This is a genomic window from Pantoea sp. nfd-35 (genome assembly GCF_056892255.1).
In genome coordinates, this window is record NZ_CP122403.1 from 2106945 (window position 1) to 2128908 (window position 21964).

At 53.3% G+C, this 21964-nt stretch carries 19 protein-coding genes; 12 read left to right on the forward strand and 7 right to left on the reverse strand.

What is annotated here, in order from left to right:
* Nucleotides 1-30: 30 nt before the first annotated feature.
* Complete coding sequence (locus tag P9J57_RS09855) at nucleotides 31-279, reverse strand: YciN family protein (RefSeq protein ID WP_014605738.1); 249 nt, start codon at nucleotides 277-279, stop codon at nucleotides 31-33.
* Nucleotides 280-647: 368 nt separating this feature from the next.
* Here P9J57_RS09855 and topA point away from each other — a divergent pair, with 368 nt between their 5' ends.
* From topA to acnA, 5 genes are all read left to right on the forward strand, one after another.
* On the forward strand, nucleotides 648-3245 hold the full coding sequence (gene topA, locus P9J57_RS09860; RefSeq protein WP_013025933.1) for a type I DNA topoisomerase: 2598 nt from the start codon (nucleotides 648-650) through the stop codon (nucleotides 3243-3245).
* A 190-nt stretch (nucleotides 3246-3435) separates the two neighbouring features.
* Nucleotides 3436-4410, forward strand: a complete 975-nt coding sequence (cysB, locus tag P9J57_RS09865; RefSeq protein WP_014593807.1) for an HTH-type transcriptional regulator CysB — start codon at nucleotides 3436-3438, stop codon at nucleotides 4408-4410.
* Between the two features lie 495 nt (nucleotides 4411-4905).
* Nucleotides 4906-5064: a YmiA family putative membrane protein gene (locus P9J57_RS09870; protein WP_013025931.1), complete on the forward strand. Its 159-nt coding sequence runs from the start codon at nucleotides 4906-4908 to the stop codon at nucleotides 5062-5064.
* A gap of 36 nt (nucleotides 5065-5100) precedes the next feature.
* Nucleotides 5101-5247, forward strand: coding sequence for a hypothetical protein (locus tag P9J57_RS09875; protein WP_227022862.1), 147 nt, complete (start codon nucleotides 5101-5103; stop codon nucleotides 5245-5247).
* Between the two features lie 400 nt (nucleotides 5248-5647).
* Nucleotides 5648-8329 carry an aconitate hydratase AcnA gene (gene acnA, locus P9J57_RS09880; RefSeq protein WP_014605739.1) on the forward strand — a complete coding sequence of 894 codons (2682 nt, stop codon included), beginning with the start codon at nucleotides 5648-5650 and terminating at the stop codon, nucleotides 8327-8329.
* 31 nt (nucleotides 8330-8360) lie between these two features.
* Here the strand turns inward: acnA and ribA are convergent, their stop codons facing one another.
* A complete protein-coding gene (ribA, locus tag P9J57_RS09885) occupies nucleotides 8361-8954 on the reverse strand; it encodes a GTP cyclohydrolase II (RefSeq protein ID WP_015700216.1) in 594 nt (197 codons plus the stop codon).
* Nucleotides 8955-9182: 228 nt separating this feature from the next.
* Between ribA and pgpB the strand changes: the two genes are divergently transcribed.
* The 5 genes from pgpB (at nucleotide 9183) to yciH (ending at nucleotide 12792) form a co-directional block, all read left to right on the forward strand.
* Nucleotides 9183-9947: a phosphatidylglycerophosphatase B gene (gene pgpB, locus P9J57_RS09890; RefSeq protein WP_013025928.1), complete on the forward strand. Its 765-nt coding sequence runs from the start codon at nucleotides 9183-9185 to the stop codon at nucleotides 9945-9947.
* 129 nt (nucleotides 9948-10076) lie between these two features.
* On the forward strand, nucleotides 10077-10388 hold the full coding sequence (locus tag P9J57_RS09895) for a LapA family protein (RefSeq protein ID WP_014593805.1): 312 nt from the start codon (nucleotides 10077-10079) through the stop codon (nucleotides 10386-10388).
* A gap of 6 nt (nucleotides 10389-10394) precedes the next feature.
* On the forward strand, nucleotides 10395-11564 hold the full coding sequence (gene lapB, locus P9J57_RS09900) for a lipopolysaccharide assembly protein LapB (protein ID WP_013025926.1): 1170 nt from the start codon (nucleotides 10395-10397) through the stop codon (nucleotides 11562-11564).
* A gap of 194 nt (nucleotides 11565-11758) precedes the next feature.
* Nucleotides 11759-12472 (forward strand): orotidine-5'-phosphate decarboxylase, encoded by a 714-nt coding sequence (pyrF, locus tag P9J57_RS09905; protein WP_014593804.1) that lies wholly within the window; start codon nucleotides 11759-11761, stop codon nucleotides 12470-12472.
* A complete protein-coding gene (yciH, locus tag P9J57_RS09910; RefSeq protein WP_014593803.1) occupies nucleotides 12469-12792 on the forward strand; it encodes a stress response translation initiation inhibitor YciH in 324 nt (107 codons plus the stop codon). The genes pyrF and yciH overlap by 4 nt, the downstream gene beginning before the upstream one ends.
* An 82-nt stretch (nucleotides 12793-12874) precedes the next feature.
* On the opposite strand, the gene osmB is transcribed toward yciH, so the two are convergent.
* Nucleotides 12875-13090, reverse strand: a complete 216-nt coding sequence (osmB, locus tag P9J57_RS09915; RefSeq protein WP_014593802.1) for an osmotically-inducible lipoprotein OsmB — start codon at nucleotides 13088-13090, stop codon at nucleotides 12875-12877.
* A gap of 345 nt (nucleotides 13091-13435) precedes the next feature.
* Between osmB and araD the strand changes: the two genes are divergently transcribed.
* Nucleotides 13436-14134 carry an L-ribulose-5-phosphate 4-epimerase gene (araD, locus tag P9J57_RS09920; protein ID WP_019105140.1) on the forward strand — a complete coding sequence of 233 codons (699 nt, stop codon included), beginning with the start codon at nucleotides 13436-13438 and terminating at the stop codon, nucleotides 14132-14134.
* Between the two features lie 271 nt (nucleotides 14135-14405).
* On the forward strand, nucleotides 14406-15272 hold the full coding sequence (locus tag P9J57_RS09925; protein WP_013025921.1) for a crotonase/enoyl-CoA hydratase family protein: 867 nt from the start codon (nucleotides 14406-14408) through the stop codon (nucleotides 15270-15272).
* Between the two features lie 4 nt (nucleotides 15273-15276).
* On the opposite strand, the gene pdeR is transcribed toward P9J57_RS09925, so the two are convergent.
* The 4 genes from pdeR to P9J57_RS09945 all read right to left on the reverse strand — a co-directional run bounded on the left by pdeR (nucleotide 15277) and on the right by P9J57_RS09945 (nucleotide 21893).
* Nucleotides 15277-17262 carry a cyclic di-GMP phosphodiesterase gene (pdeR, locus tag P9J57_RS09930; protein WP_014605742.1) on the reverse strand — a complete coding sequence of 662 codons (1986 nt, stop codon included), beginning with the start codon at nucleotides 17260-17262 and terminating at the stop codon, nucleotides 15277-15279.
* A gap of 156 nt (nucleotides 17263-17418) precedes the next feature.
* Entirely contained in the window at nucleotides 17419-17709 is a 291-nt protein-coding gene (locus P9J57_RS09935) for a YbdD/YjiX family protein (protein WP_072403963.1), read from the reverse strand.
* Nucleotides 17702-19768 (reverse strand): carbon starvation CstA family protein, encoded by a 2067-nt coding sequence (locus P9J57_RS09940; RefSeq protein WP_013025918.1) that lies wholly within the window; start codon nucleotides 19766-19768, stop codon nucleotides 17702-17704. The genes P9J57_RS09935 and P9J57_RS09940 overlap by 8 nt, the downstream gene beginning before the upstream one ends.
* A gap of 190 nt (nucleotides 19769-19958) precedes the next feature.
* Complete coding sequence (locus tag P9J57_RS09945; RefSeq protein WP_041457661.1) at nucleotides 19959-21893, reverse strand: exoribonuclease II; 1935 nt, start codon at nucleotides 21891-21893, stop codon at nucleotides 19959-19961.
* Nucleotides 21894-21964: the final 71 nt, after the last annotated feature.

Genomic DNA, 21964 nt, shown 5'->3' on the forward strand with positions numbered 1-21964 from the left:
GTACAAACCCGGCTTCGGCCGGGTTTGTTGTTATTGCAGGTGGTAGCGGGGAGACAGCTCAACCGCCAGGTGTTTAAAGAGATTGAAGACCGCGGTGGTTTTTGCCGTTGGCAACCCTTCTTCATCCAAAAAAAGCGGGCCACGGAAGACCAGCACATCACCCTGCTGACTGACCGCCTCCACCGCGACACCGGCTAAATAATCATCATGTTGCCTGAGAAGAGCATTGGCAATCTCCAGTAGTGCCTGGGGCGAAATACCCTGAGTCGGGTTGTGCATGTGTCGGCTCCTTTTTGACAGTCTGACAATTCTTTCTATATTACTTGCGTATCGCATCGTTCGACAAACGGCTGCAGGGGTAAAAAGGGGCTTTACTCACAACAGATGCTAATTAAGTTGCGTAACAGATTTTATCAGGTACAGTGTGGGCGTTTCAGATTCCAGGGATATTGCACCGGGAAGTGCGATTAAGTCAGGCAGAAAAAGCGATTTTTATCATAAAGTTGCATTGGACTGTAATCACTGACCAGAGATTGAGCCCCTCGTCCTGAAATAAAAAACAGGCGTAGCAATATTGAACCCCGTGGGTTTTTGGGCATCCAATCCTCTCCCGTAGAGCAGGACGTATTCATTAGGTAAAGGTAAATATGGGTAAAGCACTCGTTATTGTTGAGTCCCCGGCAAAGGCCAAAACAATCAATAAATACCTGGGCAGTGGCTACGTGGTGAAATCCAGCGTGGGCCATATCCGGGATCTGCCGACCAGTGGTTCAACCGCCAAAAAAAGTGCTGAAACCTCGACAGATAAAAAAGTCAAAAAAGTAAAGAAGGACGAGAAGGCCGCGCTGGTCAGCCGTATGGGCGTTGATCCCTATCATGGCTGGGAAGCGGACTACCAAATCCTGCCAAATAAAGAGAAGGTGGTCGCTGAACTCAAAGCCTTGGCTGAAAACGCTGACCACATTTATCTCGCAACCGACCTTGACCGCGAAGGGGAAGCCATTGCCTGGCACCTGCGGGAAGTCATCGGCGGCGACGACAAACGCTTTAGCCGCGTGGTGTTTAACGAAATCACCAAAAATGCGATCCGTCAGGCGTTTGATACGCCGGGCGAACTGAATATTGACCGCGTTAATGCGCAACAGGCACGCCGCTTTATGGACCGTGTTGTGGGCTACATGGTTTCGCCGCTGTTGTGGAAAAAAGTCGCGCGGGGATTATCTGCGGGCCGCGTACAGTCGGTTGCCGTGCGGTTAGTGGTTGAGCGCGAGCGCGAGATCAAAGCGTTTGTTCCTGAAGAGTATTGGGAACTCAGCGCTAACCTGACGACGCCGAAGGGCGATGACCTGGCGATGGACGTGACTCACGCGGGTGATAAGCCTTTCCGTCCGGTCAATCACGAACAGACGCATGCCGCCCTGGCGCTGCTTGAAAAAGCCCGCTTTGCCGTTACCGATCGCGAAGATAAGCCAACCAGCAGTAAACCCGGTGCGCCATTTATTACGTCTACGCTACAGCAGGCCGCGAGTACCCGCCTGGGCTTTGGCGTCAAAAAAACCATGATGATGGCACAGCGACTTTATGAAGCGGGTCATATCACCTATATGCGTACCGACTCGACCAATCTGAGTCAGGATGCGGTTTCCATGGTGCGCGGCTATATCGAAGGGAATTTCGGTAAAAAGTATCTGCCAGACAACGCCAATACCTTTGCCAGCAAAGAGAATTCACAGGAAGCGCACGAAGCGATTCGTCCTTCTGACGTGGATGTGGTGGCTGAGCAGCTCAAAGATATGGAAGCGGATGCACAAAAGCTGTATCAGCTCATCTGGCGTCAGTTTGTTGCCTGCCAGATGACACCTGCTCAGTATGATTCAACCACGCTGACGGTAACAGCGGGGGATTACAAACTGAAGGCCAAAGGGCGCACGCTGCGTTTTGACGGCTGGACTAAGGTCATGCCCGCCCTGCGCAAGAACGATGAAGATCGCACCTTGCCGCCGGTGAACGTGGGTGACGAACTGAGCCTGCAGGCATTGCTGCCAAGCCAGCACTTTACCAAGCCACCGGCTCGCTTCAGCGAAGCCTCGCTGGTGCGCGAACTGGAAAAACGTGGAATTGGCCGGCCTTCGACCTATGCCGCTATTATCTCCACCATTCAGGACCGGGGCTATGTCCGGGTTGAGAATCGCCGTTTTTATGCCGAAAAAATGGGTGAAATCGTCACCGATCGCCTGGAAGAAAATTTCCGCGAACTGATGAATTACGATTTCACCGCGCATATGGAAAGCAGCCTCGACCAGGTTGCCAACAATCAGGCGGAATGGAAAGCGGTGCTTGATCGCTTCTTCTCAGACTTCAGCCAGCAGCTGGAACAGGCGGAGAAAGATCCTGAAGAAGGCGGCATGCAGCCAAACCAGATGGTGTTAACCACCATTGACTGCCCCACCTGCGGCCGCAAAATGGGCATTCGCACGGCCAGTACCGGCGTTTTCCTGGGATGTTCAGGTTACGCACTGCCGCCGAAAGAGCGCTGTAAGCAAACCATTAACCTGATTCCAGAAAATGAAGTGCTGAATATTCTGGAAGGGGACGATGCTGAAACCAATGCGTTACGCGCACGTCGTCGTTGCCAGAAGTGCGGCACGGCAATGGACAGCTACCTGATTGATAACGGACGCAAACTGCACGTGTGTGGTAACAACCCTGAATGCGATGGCTATGAAATCGAAGAGGGCGAGTTCCGAATCAAGGGTTACGACGGTCCGGTGGTTGAGTGCGAAAAGTGCGGGTCTGAAATGCACCTGAAGATGGGGCGTTTCGGTAAGTACATGGCCTGTACCAACGATGACTGCAAGAATACACGTAAAATTTTGCGTAATGGCGATGTGGCACCACCGAAAGAAGATCCGGTGCCGCTGCCAGAACTGCCGTGTGAAAAGTCAGATGCCTACTTTGTGCTGCGCGACGGTGCGGCGGGTGTGTTCCTGGCCGCTAACACCTTTCCAAAGTCACGTGAAACCCGTGCACCGCTGGTGGAGGAACTGCAACGTTTCCACGATCGCCTGCCTGAGAAGTTGAAATACCTGGCCGAAGCGCCAGCAACCGATCCGGAAGGCAATAAAACGTTGGTGCGCTTTAGCCGTAAAACGAAACAACAGTACGTTGCCTCTGAAAAAGAGGGTAAAGCGACGGGCTGGTCAGCGTTTTACATTGACGGCAAGTGGCAGGAAGCGAAAAAGTAATCCTCAGAGGCCAGCACACGCTGGCCTTTTTTCTCGCCTTATATCAATCCGTTCTACATTGTTTCTTAAAATGCTATAGTGGTTATAGCATTTCCGAACCCTTCTTGCTGCTCAGCACTCCTCCACCGGCCGGGGCGACAGTACGTCATCCGGGGATGCGACTCTGTAACCGACCAGGATAAAAAAAGATATGAAATTACAGCAGTTGCGCTATATCGTAGAAGTCGTGAACCACAATCTTAATGTCTCTTCGACAGCGGAAGGTCTTTATACCTCGCAGCCTGGCATAAGCAAACAGGTGCGTATGTTAGAAGACGAACTGGGCGTGCAGATTTTTGCCCGCAGCGGTAAACATCTCACCCAGGTGACGCCGGCCGGTGAAGAAATCATTCGTATTGCCCGCGAAGTCCTCTCTAAAGTCGACGCAATCAAGTCTGTCGCCGGTGAACATACCTGGCCAGATAAGGGCTCCCTGTATGTGGCGACTACCCATACTCAGGCTCGCTATGCCCTCCCGGGCGTGATCAAAGGATTTATCGAGCGCTATCCCCGTGTTTCACTGCATATGCATCAGGGCTCCCCAACGCAGATTGCCGAGGCGGTCTCCAAGGGAAATGCGGATTTTGCCATTGCGACGGAAGCGCTGCATCTGTACGACGACCTGATCATGCTGCCGTGCTATCACTGGAACCGCGCCATCGTTGTCACGCCCGATCATCCTCTGGCAGGTAAAGCGCAGGTAACGATTGAGGAGCTGGCCGATTTTCCGCTGGTCACTTATACCTTTGGTTTCACCGGTCGCTCGGAGCTGGATACCGCGTTTATGCGGGCAGGATTAACGCCGCGTATCGTTTTTACCGCGACGGATGCGGACGTTATCAAAACCTATGTCCGACTGGGGTTAGGGGTTGGCGTTATCGCCAGCATGGCCGTCGATCCCGTTGCCGATCCCGACCTGGTCAGAATCGAAGCCTCTGAAATTTTCACCAACAGCACGACCAAGATTGGCTTTCGTCGCAGCACCTTCCTGCGTAGCTACATGTATGACTTTATCCAGCGCTTTGCGCCTCATCTGACGCGAGATGTCGTTGATACGGCTGTCGCGCTACGCTCAAACGAAGATATTGAAGCCATGTTTAAAGATATCAAACTGCCGTTTAAGTAACAGAGATGTCCAATCCCTTAGTCTCAGGCTGCCTTGTGCAGCCTTTTTTTTGTTTGAATGTTAGCGCCATGCTTAGGTTGATAAGTTTTATTATTTTTTTGTTAATGCTGCGTCGATCACATGTTTAATGTTTGCTGTATCTTAAATGCGAAACACAACACATTTTTGACGCGATATCTTTGCGGGCTGCCAGGATAATTCCCATACTCCAGTTAAGCCTTGATGGAGAAGCGTTAATTAGGGGGTGATTAAAAGACGGGTTTAGTAATGACTGGATCTAAAGTTAAATTAACTCAAATTTTTGTCACTGCCGTTTACGTTTATTTGGAATAAGTCATTAATCATCACTTAAGTAATTTTTACCATTTTGATAAATTGCGTTAATCGTTTTGTGCAATAAAAATTACTGGATTTTTGGCCTTAACGGGTTTAGGATTCGTCCTAAATCTTAATCGATGTTATCAATCGTTTTGTTGAGAGTGATTATCAAAAACTATGACTACGAGACTGACTGTAGACCCGGGTTTCCCGGCTAAAAGCACCAAGGTTAAGCGCTCCGGTAACACTCGTCGCAACGCCTGGTTAACTGTATTTGCTGCCTCAGCGCTGTTTTGGGTTGTTGTAGCGTTAATGATTTGGCGCATCTGGGGTTAAGCCATGTGGGCAAACGCACTCTGCCATAAGCACACAATGACCACTCGTCAGCATCGCCTCTCTGGCTACAAAGCTAAAGAGCCCGTTGCAAAGGCGGAAAAAGTGTCTATCCCGGAAAGCTGGGATCTCAACGAACATCAACGCAATTTCATCGAGTCGTTTCTGGACCCGAAAGTAAAATAATTAATTATCGTTCTTTTCTTTTCGACACATCTTCTGTCATTCGGCTGCTTAAAAAAGCCTTTCACACGTAGCATAAAAGATGTCATCCGTTAAAACGGTTGGTAGTGCGGCTTTCTATTGCCCATTCGGCGCAGGAGTGATCTTATGAATATGATTAAAATGACCTGGTTCAGTGCCTATGCTTTCTCTTTTAGCGTGTGGATGGCAGCACTTTGGGCAGCCTTGTAATATATCGTTTCCTGTTAATAAATAATGCCTCGTAATTTTACGGGGCATTTTTGTTTGCGTCAGATTGTAGCAATTGGTGTTGTAATCAAAACGTTAACAGAAAAGTGGTCTATCTTTAAGCTAAACCTTGTTGTCTCTGAGGTTTAAAGACCATGATTATTAAGGAGGAGCTATGTCGTCAACCCTACGCGAGCAGAGTCAGGAAACACTGCAGGTAGATAATCAAAACTATCACATCTTCAGTCTACCTCGCGCATCACAACATCTCGGCAACATTGATCGTTTGCCTAAATCCATGAAAGTTCTGCTGGAAAACCTGCTGCGCTGGCAGGACGGTGATTCAGTCACGGAAGAGGATATCCAGGCACTGGTCGACTGGCAGAAAACGGCCCATGGCGATCGGGAAATTGCCTATCGCCCTGCGCGTGTATTAATGCAGGACTTCACTGGCGTGCCTGCCGTGGTGGATTTGGCCGCCATGCGTGAGGCGGTGAGTCGTCTTGGCGGCGACGTCGCCAAAGTGAATCCTCTGTCGCCGGTCGATCTGGTTATCGACCACTCTGTCACGGTTGACCATTTCGGTGACGATAACGCATTTGAAGAAAACGTGCGGCTGGAAATGGAGCGCAACCATGAACGCTACGTTTTTCTGCGCTGGGGCCAAAAGGCTTTTGATCAGTTTCGGGTGGTACCGCCAGGCACAGGTATCTGTCATCAGGTGAACCTGGAATACCTGGGCAAAGCGATCTGGCAGCAGAACATTAACGGTGAACGTTACGCCTGGCCTGATACGTTAGTCGGAACCGATTCTCATACCACCATGATCAATGCCCTGGGTGTACTCGGCTGGGGCGTGGGCGGGATTGAGGCAGAGGCCGCCATGCTTGGCCAGCCGGTTTCTATGCTGATCCCCGACGTCGTGGGTTTCAAGCTAACCGGGAAACTGCGTGCGGGCATCACCGCAACCGACCTTGTACTTACCGTCACGCAAATGCTGCGTAAGCACGGCGTTGTCGGGAAGTTTGTCGAGTTCTATGGCGATGGCCTGGCTGATCTGCCGCTGGCCGACCGTGCCACCATTGCTAATATGGCACCGGAATATGGCGCAACCTGCGGATTTTTCCCGGTTGATGAAGTTACACTCAGCTATATGACGCTAACCGGACGCGATGCCGAGCAGGTGGCACTGGTTGAACACTATGCTAAGCGACAGGGCCTGTGGCGTAATGCGGGCGATGAACCGATTTTCACCAGTAGCCTTGCGCTTGATATGAATGATGTCGAGTCGAGCCTGGCCGGACCGAAACGTCCGCAGGATCGCGTCTCGCTGGGTGATGTGCCCGCCGCTTTCGATGCCAGCAATGAGCTGGAAGTGAACCATGCACAGAAACCGCATAAGCAGGTCGACTATACCGACAGCGAGACCGGCCTGAGCCACACGCTGACCGATGGCGCGGTGGCGATTGCGGCGATTACCTCCTGTACCAACACCTCTAACCCCAGCGTGCTGATGGCCGCAGGTTTACTGGCGAAAAAAGCGGTTGAGCGGGGATTAAAACGCCAGCCGTGGGTCAAAGCGTCGCTGGCTCCGGGTTCTAAAGTGGTCTCCGACTATCTCGCGGTCGCGCAGCTGACACCTCATCTCGATAAACTGGGTTTTAACCTTGTGGGCTACGGCTGTACGACCTGTATCGGTAACTCGGGTCCGCTGCCGGATGAGATTGAATCGGCCATCAAAGAAGGGGATTTAACGGTAGGGGCCGTCCTGTCCGGTAACCGCAACTTCGAGGGCCGTATTCATCCGCTGATTAAAACCAACTGGCTGGCATCGCCACCGCTGGTCGTCGCCTATGCGCTGGCAGGTAATATGAAAATCAACCTGCAAACCGACCCGCTCGGTCACGATCATCAGGGCAAGCCGGTATTTCTGAAAGACATCTGGCCTTCACCTGAAGAGATTGCGACCGCCGTCCAGCAGGTCACCAGCGATATGTATCACAAAGAGTACGCTGAGGTATTTAACGGCACGCCAGAGTGGCAGGCCATTAAGGTAAGTGAAGCGGCTACCTACGACTGGGATGAAGGATCAACCTACATTCGCCTGTCGCCCTTCTTTGACGACATGGAAAAAGAACCTAAGCCGGTTCAGGATATTCATGGCGCGCGCCTGCTGGCGATTCTTGGCGATTCGGTCACCACTGACCACATCTCGCCTGCCGGTAGCATCAAAGCGGAAAGTCCGGCCGGTCGCTATCTGCTGTCCCACGGCGTGGAGCGGAATGATTTTAACTCCTACGGTTCACGGCGCGGCAACCACGAAGTGATGATGCGCGGGACCTTTGCGAATATCCGTATTCGAAATGAAATGGTGCCCGGCGTGGAAGGGGGTTACACCAAACACTACCCCAGCGGTGAGCAGTTGGCCATTTATGACGCGGCGATGAAATATCAGGCTGACGGCATTCCCCTGGCGGTGATTGCGGGTAAAGAGTACGGTTCAGGATCGAGCCGTGACTGGGCGGCGAAAGGGCCGCGTTTGCAAGGCGTCCGCGTGGTAATTGCGGAATCCTTCGAACGTATTCACCGTTCCAACCTGATTGGTATGGGGATTCTGCCGCTGGAGTTCCCTCAGGGCGTAACGCGTAAAACGTTAGGTCTGAAAGGGGATGAGGCGATAGATGTGGAAAACCTGGCGCAGCTTAAACCCGGATGCACCGTTTCTGTCACGCTAACGCGCGCAGATGGCAGTCAGGAGAAGCTGGATACGCGTTGCCGTATTGATACCGGTAATGAACTGACCTATTACCGAAACGACGGTATTCTGCACTACGTGATTCGTAACATGCTGAACTGATAAATCAGCCGGGGAAACCCGGCTGTTTCATTCAGGACTTCGGCAGAAGATGACCCATTTTTTCTGCCTTGGTATCAAGATAGTGCGCATTCTCAGGATTGCGCCCGACAACCAACGGCACCCGCTCAACAATATTGATCCCGGCTTCACCAAGAATTTCCACTTTCCGCGGATTGTTAGTGAGCAGCCGAACTTCATTTACGCCCAGTAACTTAAACATATCGGCACACAGCGTGAAGTCACGTTCGTCAGCGGCAAAGCCCAACTGATGATTGGCTTCAACGGTGTCGTAGCCTTTATCCTGCAACGCATAGGCACGAATCTTGTTCAGCAGACCGATGTTACGACCTTCCTGGCGGTGATAGAGCAGTACACCGCGGCCTTCTTCAGCAATGGCATTCAGGGCCGCTTCAAGTTGGAAGCCGCAGTCGCAACGCAGGCTGAACAGCGCATCGCCAGTCAGACACTCGGAATGAACACGAGCCAGGACTGGTTGATTATCGTTAATATCGCCAAAGACCAGGGCAACATGGTCATGACCGGTTGCCAGTTCTTCAAAACCTACCATCAGGAAATCTCCCCATGGCGTGGGCAGTTTGGCTTCTGCCACCCGTTTAAGCTGCATGTGACTCTCCAGAACCCTCAAAGGATGCACTATCATCATAATAGTGCACAGGCCGATGCGGCCCGACAAACGTGGAATATTGTGCCACAACCGCGAGGCAGGCTGTTAATCTGTGTAAACGATTGTTGTGATAAAGCACGATTATCTAATCTTAAAAGGTTATGTTATTCTTTTTTAAGCTAAAGTTATGCTTTCGCAACAGGTTTTTACCGGGAAAAAGGAAAAGGGATGATTAAAATCTTTCAACGGACGCTGGCGGGAATGCTGCTGCTGCTTATTATGCCGGTTGCAGTATGGTTGTCCGGTTGGCAATGGCAGCCTGGCGAAAGTAATACCTTTCTTAAGGTCTTGTTCTGGATGACCGAAACGGTCACACGGCCGTGGGGAATGCTGACCAGCCTGATTTTAAGCGCGTGGGTGCTGTGGTGCCTGCGTTTCAGGCTCAAACCGGCGCTGCTGCTCCTGGTGATCATGAATGCCACCATTCTGGCCGGTCAATACACAAAATCCTTTATCAAAGAGCAGGTGCAGGAACCCCGGCCCTATGTCGTCTGGCTGGAGAAAACCCACGGGCTGGACGACAAGACCTTTTACCAACTGAATCGTGAGCAACGTGGCCAGCGCGTCACGGCGCTGATTGCGGATGAATCCCATATTCCGGGCTGGTTGAAAAAGCACTGGGCCTTTGAAACAGGGTTTGCCTTCCCGTCCGGACACACGATGTTTGCCGCCAGTTGGGCCTTACTGGTCATCGGTTTACTTTGGCCACGCCGGCATTACAAAACGATTGTGCTTGTCGGACTCTGGGCGACAGGCGTCATGGGCAGTCGCCTGCTGCTGGGCATGCACTGGCCGCGCGATCTGGCCGTGGCAACATTCATTTCCTGGGTGTTTGTCGTGGTGGCAACCTGGCTCGCTCAACGCTTCTGTGGGCCGCTCAGCCTGCCACCGGAAGAGAAGCAGGAGGTGGCCGAACGGGAACAAGGATTGTAATTGCGCCCTTCAGCACCATATCTTTATCTTGAAACTGAGCAAAAGCTCTTCGTCTGATGCGGCCGGGAGCAGTATTTTTGCCGTAATTTTGGCATAATTCTATTCGACAACCTCACAACGGGATGCACTGTGAAATATTTGCTGATTTTTTTAGTGGTTTTGGTCATTTTTATCATTTCCGTGACCCTTGGCGCGCACAACGACCAGGTTATCACCTTTAACTATCTGCTGGCGCAGGGTGAATTCCGTATCTCTACGTTACTGGCAACGCTTTTCGGCGTCGGTTTTTTGCTGGGATGGGTTATTTGCGGACTCTTCTGGTTACGTCTTCGGGTCTCTCTGGCCAATGCACAACGTAAAGTTAAGCGCCTGCAGACACAGATTGATCAGAGCACGCCAGCGCCTGTCGGTAAACCGCTACCGCCGGCCGCGCAGGAATAAGTCTCCATGTTAGAGCTGCTGTTTCTGTTACTTCCTGTCGCCGCTGCCTATGGTTGGTACATGGGCCGCCGAAGCGCGCAGCAGGATAAGCAACAGGAATCAAACCGCCTGTCTCGTGACTACGTCGCAGGGGTAAACTTTTTACTCTCCAACCAGCAGGATAAAGCGGTCGATCTGTTTCTTGACATGCTCAAGGAAGACAGCGGCACGGTTGAAGCGCACCTGACCCTTGGCAACCTGTTCCGTTCGCGCGGTGAGGTTGACCGCGCCATTCGAATTCATCAGTCTTTAATGGAAAGCGCGTCGCTAAGCTACGAACAACGCTTGCTGGCCATCCAGCAACTGGGGCGTGACTATATGGCAGCAGGTCTTTATGACCGCGCCGAAGACATGTTCAAACAGCTGACGGATGAGACAGATTTCAGGATCGGTGCACTGCAACAGCTGTTGCTTATTCATCAGGCAACCAGCGACTGGGTTCAGGCTATCGAGGTGGCTGAGCGGCTGGTTAAACTGGGCAAAGACAAGCAGAAGGGTGAGATTGCCCATTTTTATTGCGAACTCGCGCTGCAGGCCATGAGCAGCGACGATCTCGACAGGGCGATGACCCTGTTGAAAAAGGGGGAGTCAGCCGATCGCCAGAGCGCACGCGTCTCGATTATGATGGGGCGCATCCTGATGGAGAAAGGGGAGCACGCTAAAGCTATCGAGCATCTGCAGCGTGTTCTGGATCAGGATAAAGAGCTGGTCAGTGAAACGCTGCCGATGTTGGAAACCTGTTTTCAGCGTCTTAATCAGCCCGACGCCTGGGCCGCATTTCTTAAACGCTGTGTGGAAGAGAACACCGGCGCCGCGGCGGAACTGTATCTTTCCGCGATTCTGGAGCAGGAGCAGGGCGCGGAAGCGGCGCAAAACTACATCAATAACCAGTTACAGCGTCACCCCAACATGCGCGTATTCCATCGTCTGATGGAGTTTCACCTGCATGAAGCGGAGGATGGTCGTGCTAAAGAGAGCCTGATGGTGCTGCGCGATCTGGTCGGCGAGCAAATCCGCACGAAACCACGCTATCGCTGCCAGAAATGCGGCTTTACGGCCCATGCGCTCTACTGGCACTGTCCGTCATGCCGGACCTGGTCATCAGTCAAACCGATTCGCGGACTGGATGGGCAATAACCTGTTGGTTATTGTCTTCGGTTTTCAATGCTTTTTAGTTACAACATACTTAAATTGTTAATTACAGAAATTGCCTGACCTCCGTGCGTTTATCGCCTGGCAGCGCAACAGGGATTGTGATGCGAAAAGCGGGCAGGTAGAATGCGTGCCGTTTGTCTAACGCGCCAGCAGGTGCCTACCGCAGAGGAAATAGCATGGCCTTATCCCAGACTTCACCGGTGTTAGTGGCGCTTGATTACCACGATATGAACAGCGCACTGCATTTTGTCGATCAGATAGAGCCGGGCAGCTGCCGCCTGAAAGTGGGCAAAGAAATGTTCACATTGTTCGGCCCACAGCTGGTAAAAACCCTGCAACAACGTGGATTTGAGATCTTTCTCGACCTGAAATTTCACGACATCCCTAATACCACCGCCCGCGCGGTCGCTGCCGCCGCCGATCTTGGCGTCTGGATGGTGAACGTTCATGCGAGCGGCGGGGCACGCATGATGAATGCCGCCCGTGAAGCGCTTCTTCCCTATGGTGAGCAGGCGCCGTTACTGATTGCCGTCACCGTCCTGACCAGCATGGATGCCGAAGACTTACTGGGCCTGGGCATCACGCTGTCTCCCGCAGAGCAGGCTGAACGCCTGGCAAAACTCACGCGCGAATGCGGTCTTGATGGGGTTGTCTGCTCCGCACATGAAGCCGCGCGGTTCAAACAGGCGATCGGTCATGATTTTAAGCTGGTTACTCCCGGCATTAGGCCTCAGGGAAGCGACGCGGGCGATCAGCGCCGCGTTATGACGCCACAGCAGGCCCGCCTTGCTGGCGTCGATTATATGGTAATAGGACGTCCCATTACGCAGTCAGCGGACCCCGCCGCGACGCTTAAGGCGCTGTTGCAGGATTTGGAGAGCGTAAAATGAGTCGCGATAATCCCTTGGTGTATTCAACCGACGCTGGCCGTATCACTCAGCCCGAACAAAAGGCGGAACGGCCCAAAGGCGACGGCATTGTTCGCATTCAGCGCCAGACCAGTGGACGCAAAGGCAAAGGTGTTTGCCTGATTTCTGGCGTCGATATGGATGAGGCAGCACTGAACCAGCTGGCCGCTGAACTGAAGAAAAAATGCGGTTGTGGCGGGTCGGTGAAAGAGGGCGTGATCGAAATCCAGGGCGACAAGCGCGATTTATTAAAAAGCCTGCTGGAAGCCAAAGGCATGAAGGTAAAACTGGCTGGGGGTTGAAAGAAGAAACCGGACTACAAGGTAGCCCGGTTTTTTATTATGTAGATGCGCTGCGTAGCCGTGATTTATTGTTATAGCGTGCTTAGTGAACCTGGTGACCGATAATACCACCCACAGCTGCACCACCCACGGTACCCAGCGCGCTGCCGTTGGTTAATACAGAGCCACCAATTGCGCCGGCACCTGCGCCAATCGCAGTGTTACGGTCGCGTTTAGACCAGTTCGAACAGCCGCTTAACGCCACAACCAGCGTGGTCGCCAGGACAGCGGCGGTCACTTTTTTCATTGTAATTGTCATGAACTTCTCCTTTATTGTGTATGCAGATGCAACACAGTAAGTATAGCTGTGAAATTTTTTCAGGCCGCCTGTGAGGCATGATTACCGCATCCTTTCAGTATAAAAATGCCAGACACCATGGACAATCTGCTTGTAGCGGCTGAAAAGCATCATTAACAGATGGACCTGTCTGATGCCTGACAGAATTCTATTCATTTTGCAGAATTTCCGAAGATGGAAAATTCTTAATTCGCGACACAATTTTTCATTCACAGCCATTTTCCGCTGCTTTTTAGCTATTTGCTCCATAACGTTTTTTCTGCCTGCTCCGCACACTATGAAAACCCTTCTCAGCAGGAGAAAAAAATGCTGGAGCACCTTAAACAACAGGTCCTGGAAGCCAACCTGGATCTCCCCAAATACAACCTTGTCACCTTCACATGGGGAAACGTCAGCGCGATTGACCGTGAGCAAGGTCTGTTAGTGATTAAACCTTCTGGCGTCAGTTACGATGTCATGAAAGTGGAGGACATGGTGGTGGTCAACCTGGCGACCGGCGAGGTGGTGGAGGGCGAAAAACGGCCTTCATCCGATACGGCTACACACCGGGCACTCTACCTGGCCTGGCCTGAGGTTGGTGGAATCGTCCATACGCATTCACGTCATGCCACCATCTGGGCGCAGGCCGGACGTGCCATCCCCGCGTGGGGCACCACCCACGCGGACGACTTTTACGGTGAGATTCCCTGCACCCGAGCCATGCGCGATGAAGAAATCAAAAATCAGTATGAGTGGAATACGGGGGAGGTGATCATTGAAACCTTCGCCGAGCGCGAACTTTCTCCTTCGGCCATTCCTGCCGTGCTGGTGAATTCTCACGGGCCTTTCGCCTGGGGCAAAGACGCACATGCGGCCGTCCACAGTGCAGTGGTACTGGAAGAAGTGGCTTACATGGGATTGTTTAGCCAGCAGCTCACGGCCGGGCTGCCTCCCATTCAGCAGACCCTGCTTGATTTGCACTATTTGCGCAAACACGGTGAAAATGCCTGGTACGGCCAGAAATAATGCCTGGGGCGCAGCGGTGCCTGCGTCCCGAAATGGCTCGTGATGAGCGAGCCTTAAGGGAAGGACAGTCCCATCAATGCCGGTTATCGGTTCGCGCCTTTCTGTGGTAAAGGCTGCGGATATCAAGAAAGTCTACTAATCATTTAAAGGTGGTGCATCGGGGATCACTCTGGAATTTATGTTGTAAATCAATCTCTCATTTGGTCTGGCCTCACTCTGGATTAGGCTGATGTGGCGCAATTAGCGCATCAAAATAATAGAGGATGAGACAATGACCGTGATTAACCAACCCACATGCAGACTGTTTTCCGAAGCCGGACAAACCACGCAGTTAGTTGCCTATTACGAGGAAGGACGTCGCACCATGTGGATGATGTTGCGCGCCCAGCCACGACCCAGTTTTAATCATGAGTTGATTGAAGAGATCATGAATCTGAGTTACACGGCGCAGCGATCGGGCTTACCTATCGACTTCTGGGTCACCGGCTCGTTAGTCCCACAAATGTTTAATGCCGGTGGCGATCTGCGCTTTTTTGTGGAATGTATCCGCAACAACCGGCGCGAAGCGTTACGTGCTTATGCCCGTGCCTGCGTTGACTGCATCCACTCGGCGGCACGTGGATTTGACACCGGCGCGGTAACGCTGGCGATGATTGAAGGCAGTGCGTTAGGCGGCGGTTTTGAAGCCGCGCTGGCCCATCACTTTATTCTGGCGCAAAACAATGCGCGGATGGGGTTTCCGGAAATCGCCTTTAACCTGTTTCCCGGAATGGGCGGCTACTCATTAGTCGCGCGGCGTTCGGGCATGAAACTGGCTGAAGAGCTGATTATGGAAGGCGAATCGCACAGTGCCGAATGGTATGAAACCCGTGGTCTGGTCGATAAGGTTTTCCAGCCGGGCGACAGCTACCGCGCCACCCGCACCTTTATCGATACGCTGCGACCTAAGCTGAATGGCGTACGCGCCATGCTAAAGGCGCGCCAGCGGGTACTGCAGCTGTCACGCGCGGAACTGATGGATATCACCGAGGACTGGGTAGATTATGCATTCACGCTTGAAGCGAAGGATATTGCCTATATGGAACGTTTAGTCCAGTTACAGAACCGCCACAGCGCATCACTGCGTAAAGCGGGTTAGATAATTACACGCGGGCAGGATGCTGAGCCAGCCAGTGCCCAAACTGATCGGCGGGCATTGGTTTTGCGTAAAAATAGCCTTGCCGCCCATCGACGCCGCTTTTTAACACAAAGGCTTCTTCATCGACGGTTTCAATACCTTCGGCAATCACCTGCAAATCAAGCGCCTTCGCTACCGCAACAATCGCCCTGACGAGTGACTGAGAAACGGGACGTTTATTCACATTACGGATAAAGCTTTGATCCAGTTTGATGGCATTAATAGGGACGCGCGCCAGCTGTGAAAGGGAGGAATAACCGGTGCCAAAGTCATCAAGGTGAATCTGGGCACCCAGTTCCTGAAATTTACGCATCAGCTTGAGCGCTTCGGCTTCATTCTCAATCAGGCAGCTTTCCGTCAGTTCGATATCCACCGGGCACTCGGTTAAACCGGCATCCGTCAGGGCTTGTTTCAGGTCACTGTAGATTGTCTGGTCGAGTAACTGGCGCGCCGAGACATTAACCGCGACGCGCAGATAAATATTCTGCTCCCGCCAGGCAATAATTTGCTTCAGCACGTTAAGCATGACCCAGCGACCCAGTGGCACGATCAGCCCGGATTCTTCCGCGTAGGGAATAAATTCCCCGGGTGAAACCAGCCCGCGCTCGGGTGAGTTCCAGCGAACCAGCGCTTCCGCACTGCGCACTTTACCGTCAGCATCCACTTTGGGCTGGTAGTGCACTAATAAATGGTCCTGCTCCAGCGCTTTGCGCAGGTTGGTGTCGAGCCAGAGATATTCAAAAACCCGGCGGTTCATCTCCTCGGCAAAAACACAATAGCTGCCACGGTTGTTCTCTTTGGCGTGATACATCGCCGTATCAGCGTTACGAATCAGACACTCACGGTCCTCTCCGTGTAGCGGAGCCAGGGCGATCCCGACGGAGCAGCCGCTGTAAACCTCGATGAGGCCGATGCGGAAAGGCTGACGCAGGCGATCGAGAATGCGCGTAGCCATTGCTTCCAGCGCAGCCTGACTGGTGTGCTCAGCCAGCACCACAAACTCGTCACCGCCCAGCCGTCCAAGCGTCTGGTTCTTGCTCAGACAGCTCAGAATCGCCAGGGAAACGGCCTGCAACAGTTGATCGCCGAACATATGACCGTAGGCATCATTCACTTTTTTGAAATTATCTAAATCCAGGTAGACCACGCCGGTTTCACTGCCCTCAGCCCGCTCCAGCGCATGGCTGATTTGCTGGTGAATCGCGTGGCGATTGGGCAGGCCAGTGATGCCATCGGTGTTGGCCATCACGCGCAGGCGCTCTTGCGCACGGCGTTCTTCCGTAATATCCGTTCCTGAACAGATGAGGAAAATTTCATTTTTACCGCTGCCACTGTGAACAAACTTATTACGAAAAAGAAACAGTCGCTGTCCTTTCATCGTCTTGATCCAGCGTTCCACTTCGTAGGAATTCCCATCGCGAAAGAACCCTGCGATGTTCCTGCGTGAGGCCGCGGCTTCCTGTTTGGTCATAAACAGCTGGAAAACATTACGGCCGATCACATCCTGTTCATACAGGCCGGTATACTCTTCGCTGAGGCGGTTAAAGCGTTGAATGTTGCCGCGCTGATCAAGGATAACGATGACCGAGTTGGCCTCCGACACGACCTGTTCAGCAAATGACAGGCCCAGCGTCAGGTCGCGCGCCACCGCCGACGTATCGCCCCATGCCGAAGCGGTGCCCGCCCACACGGACTGGTTGATCCGCCGGCCAACAAAATGCATGGCGACCTGCTCGCCGTGAATCGTTAACGTCAGATTAATACTGGAAGTAATAACGGGCATCGCGCGCAATAAACTGCACTGGCCGGGCGTCAGTGGCACAGCAACGCTGGTGTTCGATGATTCATCTAAGGCAAAAAGCAGCGCATCACTGTCTGCGGTTAATCGCCAATGAGGGCTGGTTGTACCAAACAAGGTATACAACAACGATTGCCCTTGTTCATCGGTCATGGTCACTCCCTCCAGGAAGTACATTGCTGGCGTTATCTCGTTATTTTAGCAACAGTATTCATCAACTGACGCCAGCACAAGACGAAACTGTATTTATTTTGCTTTCCAGAAAAAACGGGCAGAAAAAACCCCGCCGAAGCGGGGCACACTTTCTGTTCAGCACGGACATTTTCCCAGCTTACCGGCCTGGCTGGGGAAGCGGGCATCCAGACAATAACGATGAAAGTCCCGCTCGCTCATCGGCGCAATGTCAGGATGATGTTGCCGCATATGCTGCAGGTATTTCGGATAATCCTGCACGCCGACCATCAAACGAAAACTTTGCTGAAGTCCCTCCCACAGCGCTCGCCAGCGAAAACCCACGGGTTTTGGCCTGGAAAGTAACGTGCAGCGCATTATATGCCAGCGACCCTGTGGGCGCGCTACGCGATGGATGCTGTCAACCATGACGAAGCTCCTTACGTAAGGATATGTCTGACTCATGCGTAGTGGGCACATCGCTACGCAGCGCGCGACGAATGACAAAGAAGGCCGCAATCAGCATCGTAACGGCAACCAGCATAAAGAACCCGCACAGGGCAGCATTAATCTGGTTACTGAATACGATGGTTTGCATATCGGCCACGGTTTTCGCGGGGGCGATGATCACGCCATCATCCAGGCCTTTGCGGAATTTATTGGCCTGAGCAAGAAAACCAATTGACGGTTTTTCGTGGAAAATTTTTTGCCAACCTGCTGTCATCGACGTAATAAACAGCCAGATAGTGGGCAGAATCGTCACCCACGCATAGCGCTGCTTTTTCATCTTAAACAGCACGACCGTGCCCAGAATCAGCGCCATCGATGCCAGCATCTGATTACCAATACCAAACAGTGGCCACAACGTGTTAATCCCGCCCAGAGGATCGATCACGCCCTGATAAACGAAGAAACCCCAACCAGCGACGGCGACGGTCGTGCCGGAAAGGTTTCCTAGCCATGAGCGGTTATTGGCCAGTGAAGGCACAACCGTACCGACCAGATCCTGTACCATAAACCGGCAAGCGCGCGTACCGGCATCCACGGCGGTTAAGATAAACAAGGCTTCAAATAAGATGGCAAAGTGATACCAGAAGGCCATCATCGCGCGGCTGTTGAACACCTCCGTAATGATGTGCGCCATGCCGACCGCAAAGGTTGGCGCGCCCCCGGCGCGTGACAGAATTGAGGCTTCTCCCACGTCTCTGGCGATACCGCTTAACATTTCAGGTGTGACGACAAAGCCCCAGCCGTTAATCACCTGAGCGGCATTTTCTACCGTAGTGCCAATCAGTGCAGCAGGGGCGTTCATCGCAAAGTAAACGCCTGGGTCCAGCACGGAGGCGCATATCAGCGCCATGATTGCCACAAACGACTCCATCAGCATCGCGCCATACCCGATAAAGCGAATATGGCTTTCACGCTCAATCAGCTTCGGCGTGGTGCCGCTGGAGACCAGCGCATGGAAGCCGGAGATGGCGCCACAGGCAATGGTGATAAACAGGAACGGGAACAGGGCGCCGGAAAAAACCGGGCCTGAGCCATCAATAAATTTGGTCACAGCGGGCATTTTCAGTTCTGGCATGGCAAAGACGATGCCAACGGCCAGCCCGACAATTACGCCGATTTTCAGGAAAGTAGACAGGTAATCTCTGGGAGCCAGCAGCAGCCAGACCGGCAGCACCGAGGCGATAAAACCATAGATGACCAGTACCCAGGTCAGAGAGGTGCCTTTCAGTGTGAAGAACGGGCCCCAGTAAGGATGCTGAGCCACATCACCACCGTAGATAATGGCCGCCATCATCAGCACAAAACCGATCAAGGAGACTTCGGCGATCTTACCCGGGCGCAGAAAGCGCATGTAAATGCCCATAAACAGGGCGATAGGAATCGTTGCTGCAATGGTGAACAGCCCCCACGGGCTGTTCGCAAGGGCTTTAACCACCACCAGCGCCAGCGCGGAGAGAATGATGATCATCACGCCCAGCGCACCCAGCATGGTAATAACCCCGGCAAAGGCGCCCAGCTCCTGACGGGCCATTTCACCTAAGGAACGGCCGTCACGTCGCGTAGAGATAAACAGGATCAGAAAGTCCTGCACCGCGCCCGCCATCATAACCCCAATCAGGATCCAGATCGTGCCTGGCAGAAAGCCCATCTGGGCCGCCAGAATAGGGCCGACCAGCGGCCCGGCGCCCGCGATCGCCGCAAAGTGGTGACCGAACAGCACCCACTTATTGGTGGGAACATAGTCAAGACCATCGCTGAGGCGCTCGGCGGGGGTAAGACGGCGATCGTCCAGTTCAAAAATGTTGCGGGCGATAAACAGGCTGTAAAAACGATAAGCGATGCTGTAACAGGCTACGGCGGCAATCACCAGCCAGACTGCGTTGACGTGCTCGCCGCGGTTAAGCGCCAGCATCGCGAACGCACCCGCGCCAATTAACGCCACTGCCAGCCAGAGCACGCCGTTTTTGACGTTCTTCATAACTCACTCCTTGTAGAGACCGAATGGAAGGCGATCGGATACAACGAGCTAACGTTAATGTAATGTAATGTAAGTGGAAGTTAATAAAGATAAAACTGTGAAGCGTGGAGCAAATTTAACGCGAAGATACAGGGGCAGGCGGAGGAAAAAAGACCGTCGGAGCAGGCTGTGCTGTCCCGACGGTGGTGTCTTAGGCGGCAGGGCGTGCAACAACGCTGCGTGTTTCCATGCGAACTTCCGCAATGGTCACGTCAATCACGTCGGATACGCGGTAAACCACGTCACCTTTTATCTGTACCGTACCGCTTTCCTGGCTGCACACCAGCTCATCGCGCACGGCATGCAGGAACGGCGCAGGAATAAACGCGACGGCGCCATTTTCCAGCAGACGGACGCGCATGCCACCACGCGATACATCAATGATTTCTGCGCTAAACTTGCGGTCAGTTGCGGCAAACGGCGACAGATAGCGGGCATAAAGCCAGTCACCCACGTCGCGCTCGGCCATGCGGTTTAGACGACGACGCTCGCTCATGGTGACTGTCAGCGCATCGTCCGGACGGCCGATGGGTTCGCCGCGCACGATCGCCTTCAGCAGACGATGGTTGATCATATCGCCAAACTTACGAATCGGTGAGGTCCAGGTGGCATAGGCTTCCAGCCCCAAACCAAAGTGCGGGCCCGGCTCGGTGGTGATCTCTGCATAGGTCTGGAAACGACGAATGCGGCTGTCGAGGAACTGAGTAGGCTGCGCATCCAGCTCACGACGCAGTACGCGGAAACCGTCGAGCGTGGTGATCGCCTGCGGATCGGCCGTGATGCCGTGAGTTGCCAGGACAGCGGCGGCCTGTTCGGCGTTTGCTGCGTCAAAACCGGCATGGACGTTGTAGATACCAAAGCCCAGCTTTTCGCGCAGCACGTTGGCGGCACAGATGTTCGCCAAAATCATCGCTTCTTCAACCATCCGGTTCGCTATGCGGCGCGGTTCGGCGACGATTTCCAGCACTTCGCCTTTTTCGCCCAGCAGGAAACGATAGTCCGGGCGATCTTTAAACACCAGCGCGTGCTTTTGACGCCACTCGGCGCGTGACAGGCACAGGCGGTGCAGCAGACGAATCTGGTCAGCAATCGCGTCGCTCTGTGGTTGCCATTCGCCACTGTTTTCCAGCCAGTCTGAAACCTCGTCGTACACCAGCTTGGCTTTGGACTCGATCCAGGCCGCAAAGAACTGCACATCGTCCGCCAGGCTTCCATCCTGAGCCACGGTCACGCGGCAGGCCAGAACCGGCCGACGCACGTCAGGGCGCAGCGAGCAGACATCGTCAGACAGCTCGCGCGGCAGCATGGGAATATTGAAGCCCGGCAGGTAGTTGGTAAAGGCACGCTGCGCCGCCAGCTTATCCAGCTCGCTGCCTTCGGCAACATAAGCGGTCGGATCGGCAATGGCGATAGTGAGACGCAGGGCGCCATCGTCCAGCGCTTCAGCATACAGCGCATCGTCCATATCTTCCGTGCTGGAGCTGTCGATGGTCACAAAATCCAGCGCGGTCAGGTCTTCACGCGTCAGGCTTTCGTCCAGCATCTCGCCAAAGCCGATTTCTGGCGCTTCGCGCTCCAGATTATGACGTGACAGTGTCACCCACCACGGTGCAAGGTGGTCGTCGGCTTTAACGATAAATTCGGTGAGTTCGGCATAAAAGCCACGGTCGCCTTTTAAGGGATGGCGACGCATTTCTGCCACGGCCCAGTCGCCATTCTGGAAATCATGGCTCAGTCCACGGACCGGACGACACTGAATCGCGTCTTTGAGCAGAGGATGATCGGGCACGATAGAAAGGCGGTCATCTTTTTTCTGCACGCGGCCAACAAAACGGCTCAGAAAGGGCTCGACCAGCGTTTCAGGCTCGGCACTTTCGCGATCTTTATCGCTGTGGACGATGGCAACGATACGGTCGCCATGCATCACTTTTTTCATCTGTGGCGGCGGGATGAAATAACTTTTCTGTGCATCGACTTCCAGAAAGCCGAATCCCTTTTCGGTGCCTTTAACAACGCCTTCTGCACGGGGCGTTTGCGAGTGAAGCTTCTCTTTAAGCTGCGCAAGCAGCGGATTATCCTGGAACATGATTTTTACGTTTCGTGGCCTAATAGCGGCTGACAGTTTTACGCGAATCGGGGTCTCGCGGCAAGGCAAAA

Bases quoted from the DNA above. Each gene is read 5' to 3' on its own strand.
- P9J57_RS09855 (WP_014605738.1), bottom strand. From the start codon at position 279: ATGCACAACCCGACTCAGGGTATTTCGCCCCAGGCACTACTGGAGATT.
- topA (WP_013025933.1), top strand. From the start codon at position 648: ATGGGTAAAGCACTCGTTATTGTTGAGTCCCCGGCAAAGGCCAAAACA.
- cysB (WP_014593807.1), top strand. From the start codon at position 3,436: ATGAAATTACAGCAGTTGCGCTATATCGTAGAAGTCGTGAACCACAAT.
- P9J57_RS09870 (WP_013025931.1), top strand. From the start codon at position 4,906: ATGACTACGAGACTGACTGTAGACCCGGGTTTCCCGGCTAAAAGCACC.
- P9J57_RS09875 (WP_227022862.1), top strand. From the start codon at position 5,101: ATGACCACTCGTCAGCATCGCCTCTCTGGCTACAAAGCTAAAGAGCCC.
- acnA (WP_014605739.1), top strand. From the start codon at position 5,648: ATGTCGTCAACCCTACGCGAGCAGAGTCAGGAAACACTGCAGGTAGAT.
- ribA (WP_015700216.1), bottom strand. From the start codon at position 8,954: ATGCAGCTTAAACGGGTGGCAGAAGCCAAACTGCCCACGCCATGGGGA.
- pgpB (WP_013025928.1), top strand. From the start codon at position 9,183: ATGATTAAAATCTTTCAACGGACGCTGGCGGGAATGCTGCTGCTGCTT.
- lapB (WP_013025926.1), top strand. From the start codon at position 10,395: ATGTTAGAGCTGCTGTTTCTGTTACTTCCTGTCGCCGCTGCCTATGGT.
- pyrF (WP_014593804.1), top strand. From the start codon at position 11,759: ATGGCCTTATCCCAGACTTCACCGGTGTTAGTGGCGCTTGATTACCAC.
- yciH (WP_014593803.1), top strand. From the start codon at position 12,469: ATGAGTCGCGATAATCCCTTGGTGTATTCAACCGACGCTGGCCGTATC.
- osmB (WP_014593802.1), bottom strand. From the start codon at position 13,090: ATGACAATTACAATGAAAAAAGTGACCGCCGCTGTCCTGGCGACCACG.
- araD (WP_019105140.1), top strand. From the start codon at position 13,436: ATGCTGGAGCACCTTAAACAACAGGTCCTGGAAGCCAACCTGGATCTC.
- P9J57_RS09925 (WP_013025921.1), top strand. From the start codon at position 14,406: ATGACCGTGATTAACCAACCCACATGCAGACTGTTTTCCGAAGCCGGA.
- pdeR (WP_014605742.1), bottom strand. From the start codon at position 17,262: ATGACCGATGAACAAGGGCAATCGTTGTTGTATACCTTGTTTGGTACA.
- P9J57_RS09935 (WP_072403963.1), bottom strand. From the start codon at position 17,709: ATGGTTGACAGCATCCATCGCGTAGCGCGCCCACAGGGTCGCTGGCAT.
- P9J57_RS09940 (WP_013025918.1), bottom strand. From the start codon at position 19,768: ATGAAGAACGTCAAAAACGGCGTGCTCTGGCTGGCAGTGGCGTTAATT.
- P9J57_RS09945 (WP_041457661.1), bottom strand. From the start codon at position 21,893: ATGTTCCAGGATAATCCGCTGCTTGCGCAGCTTAAAGAGAAGCTTCAC.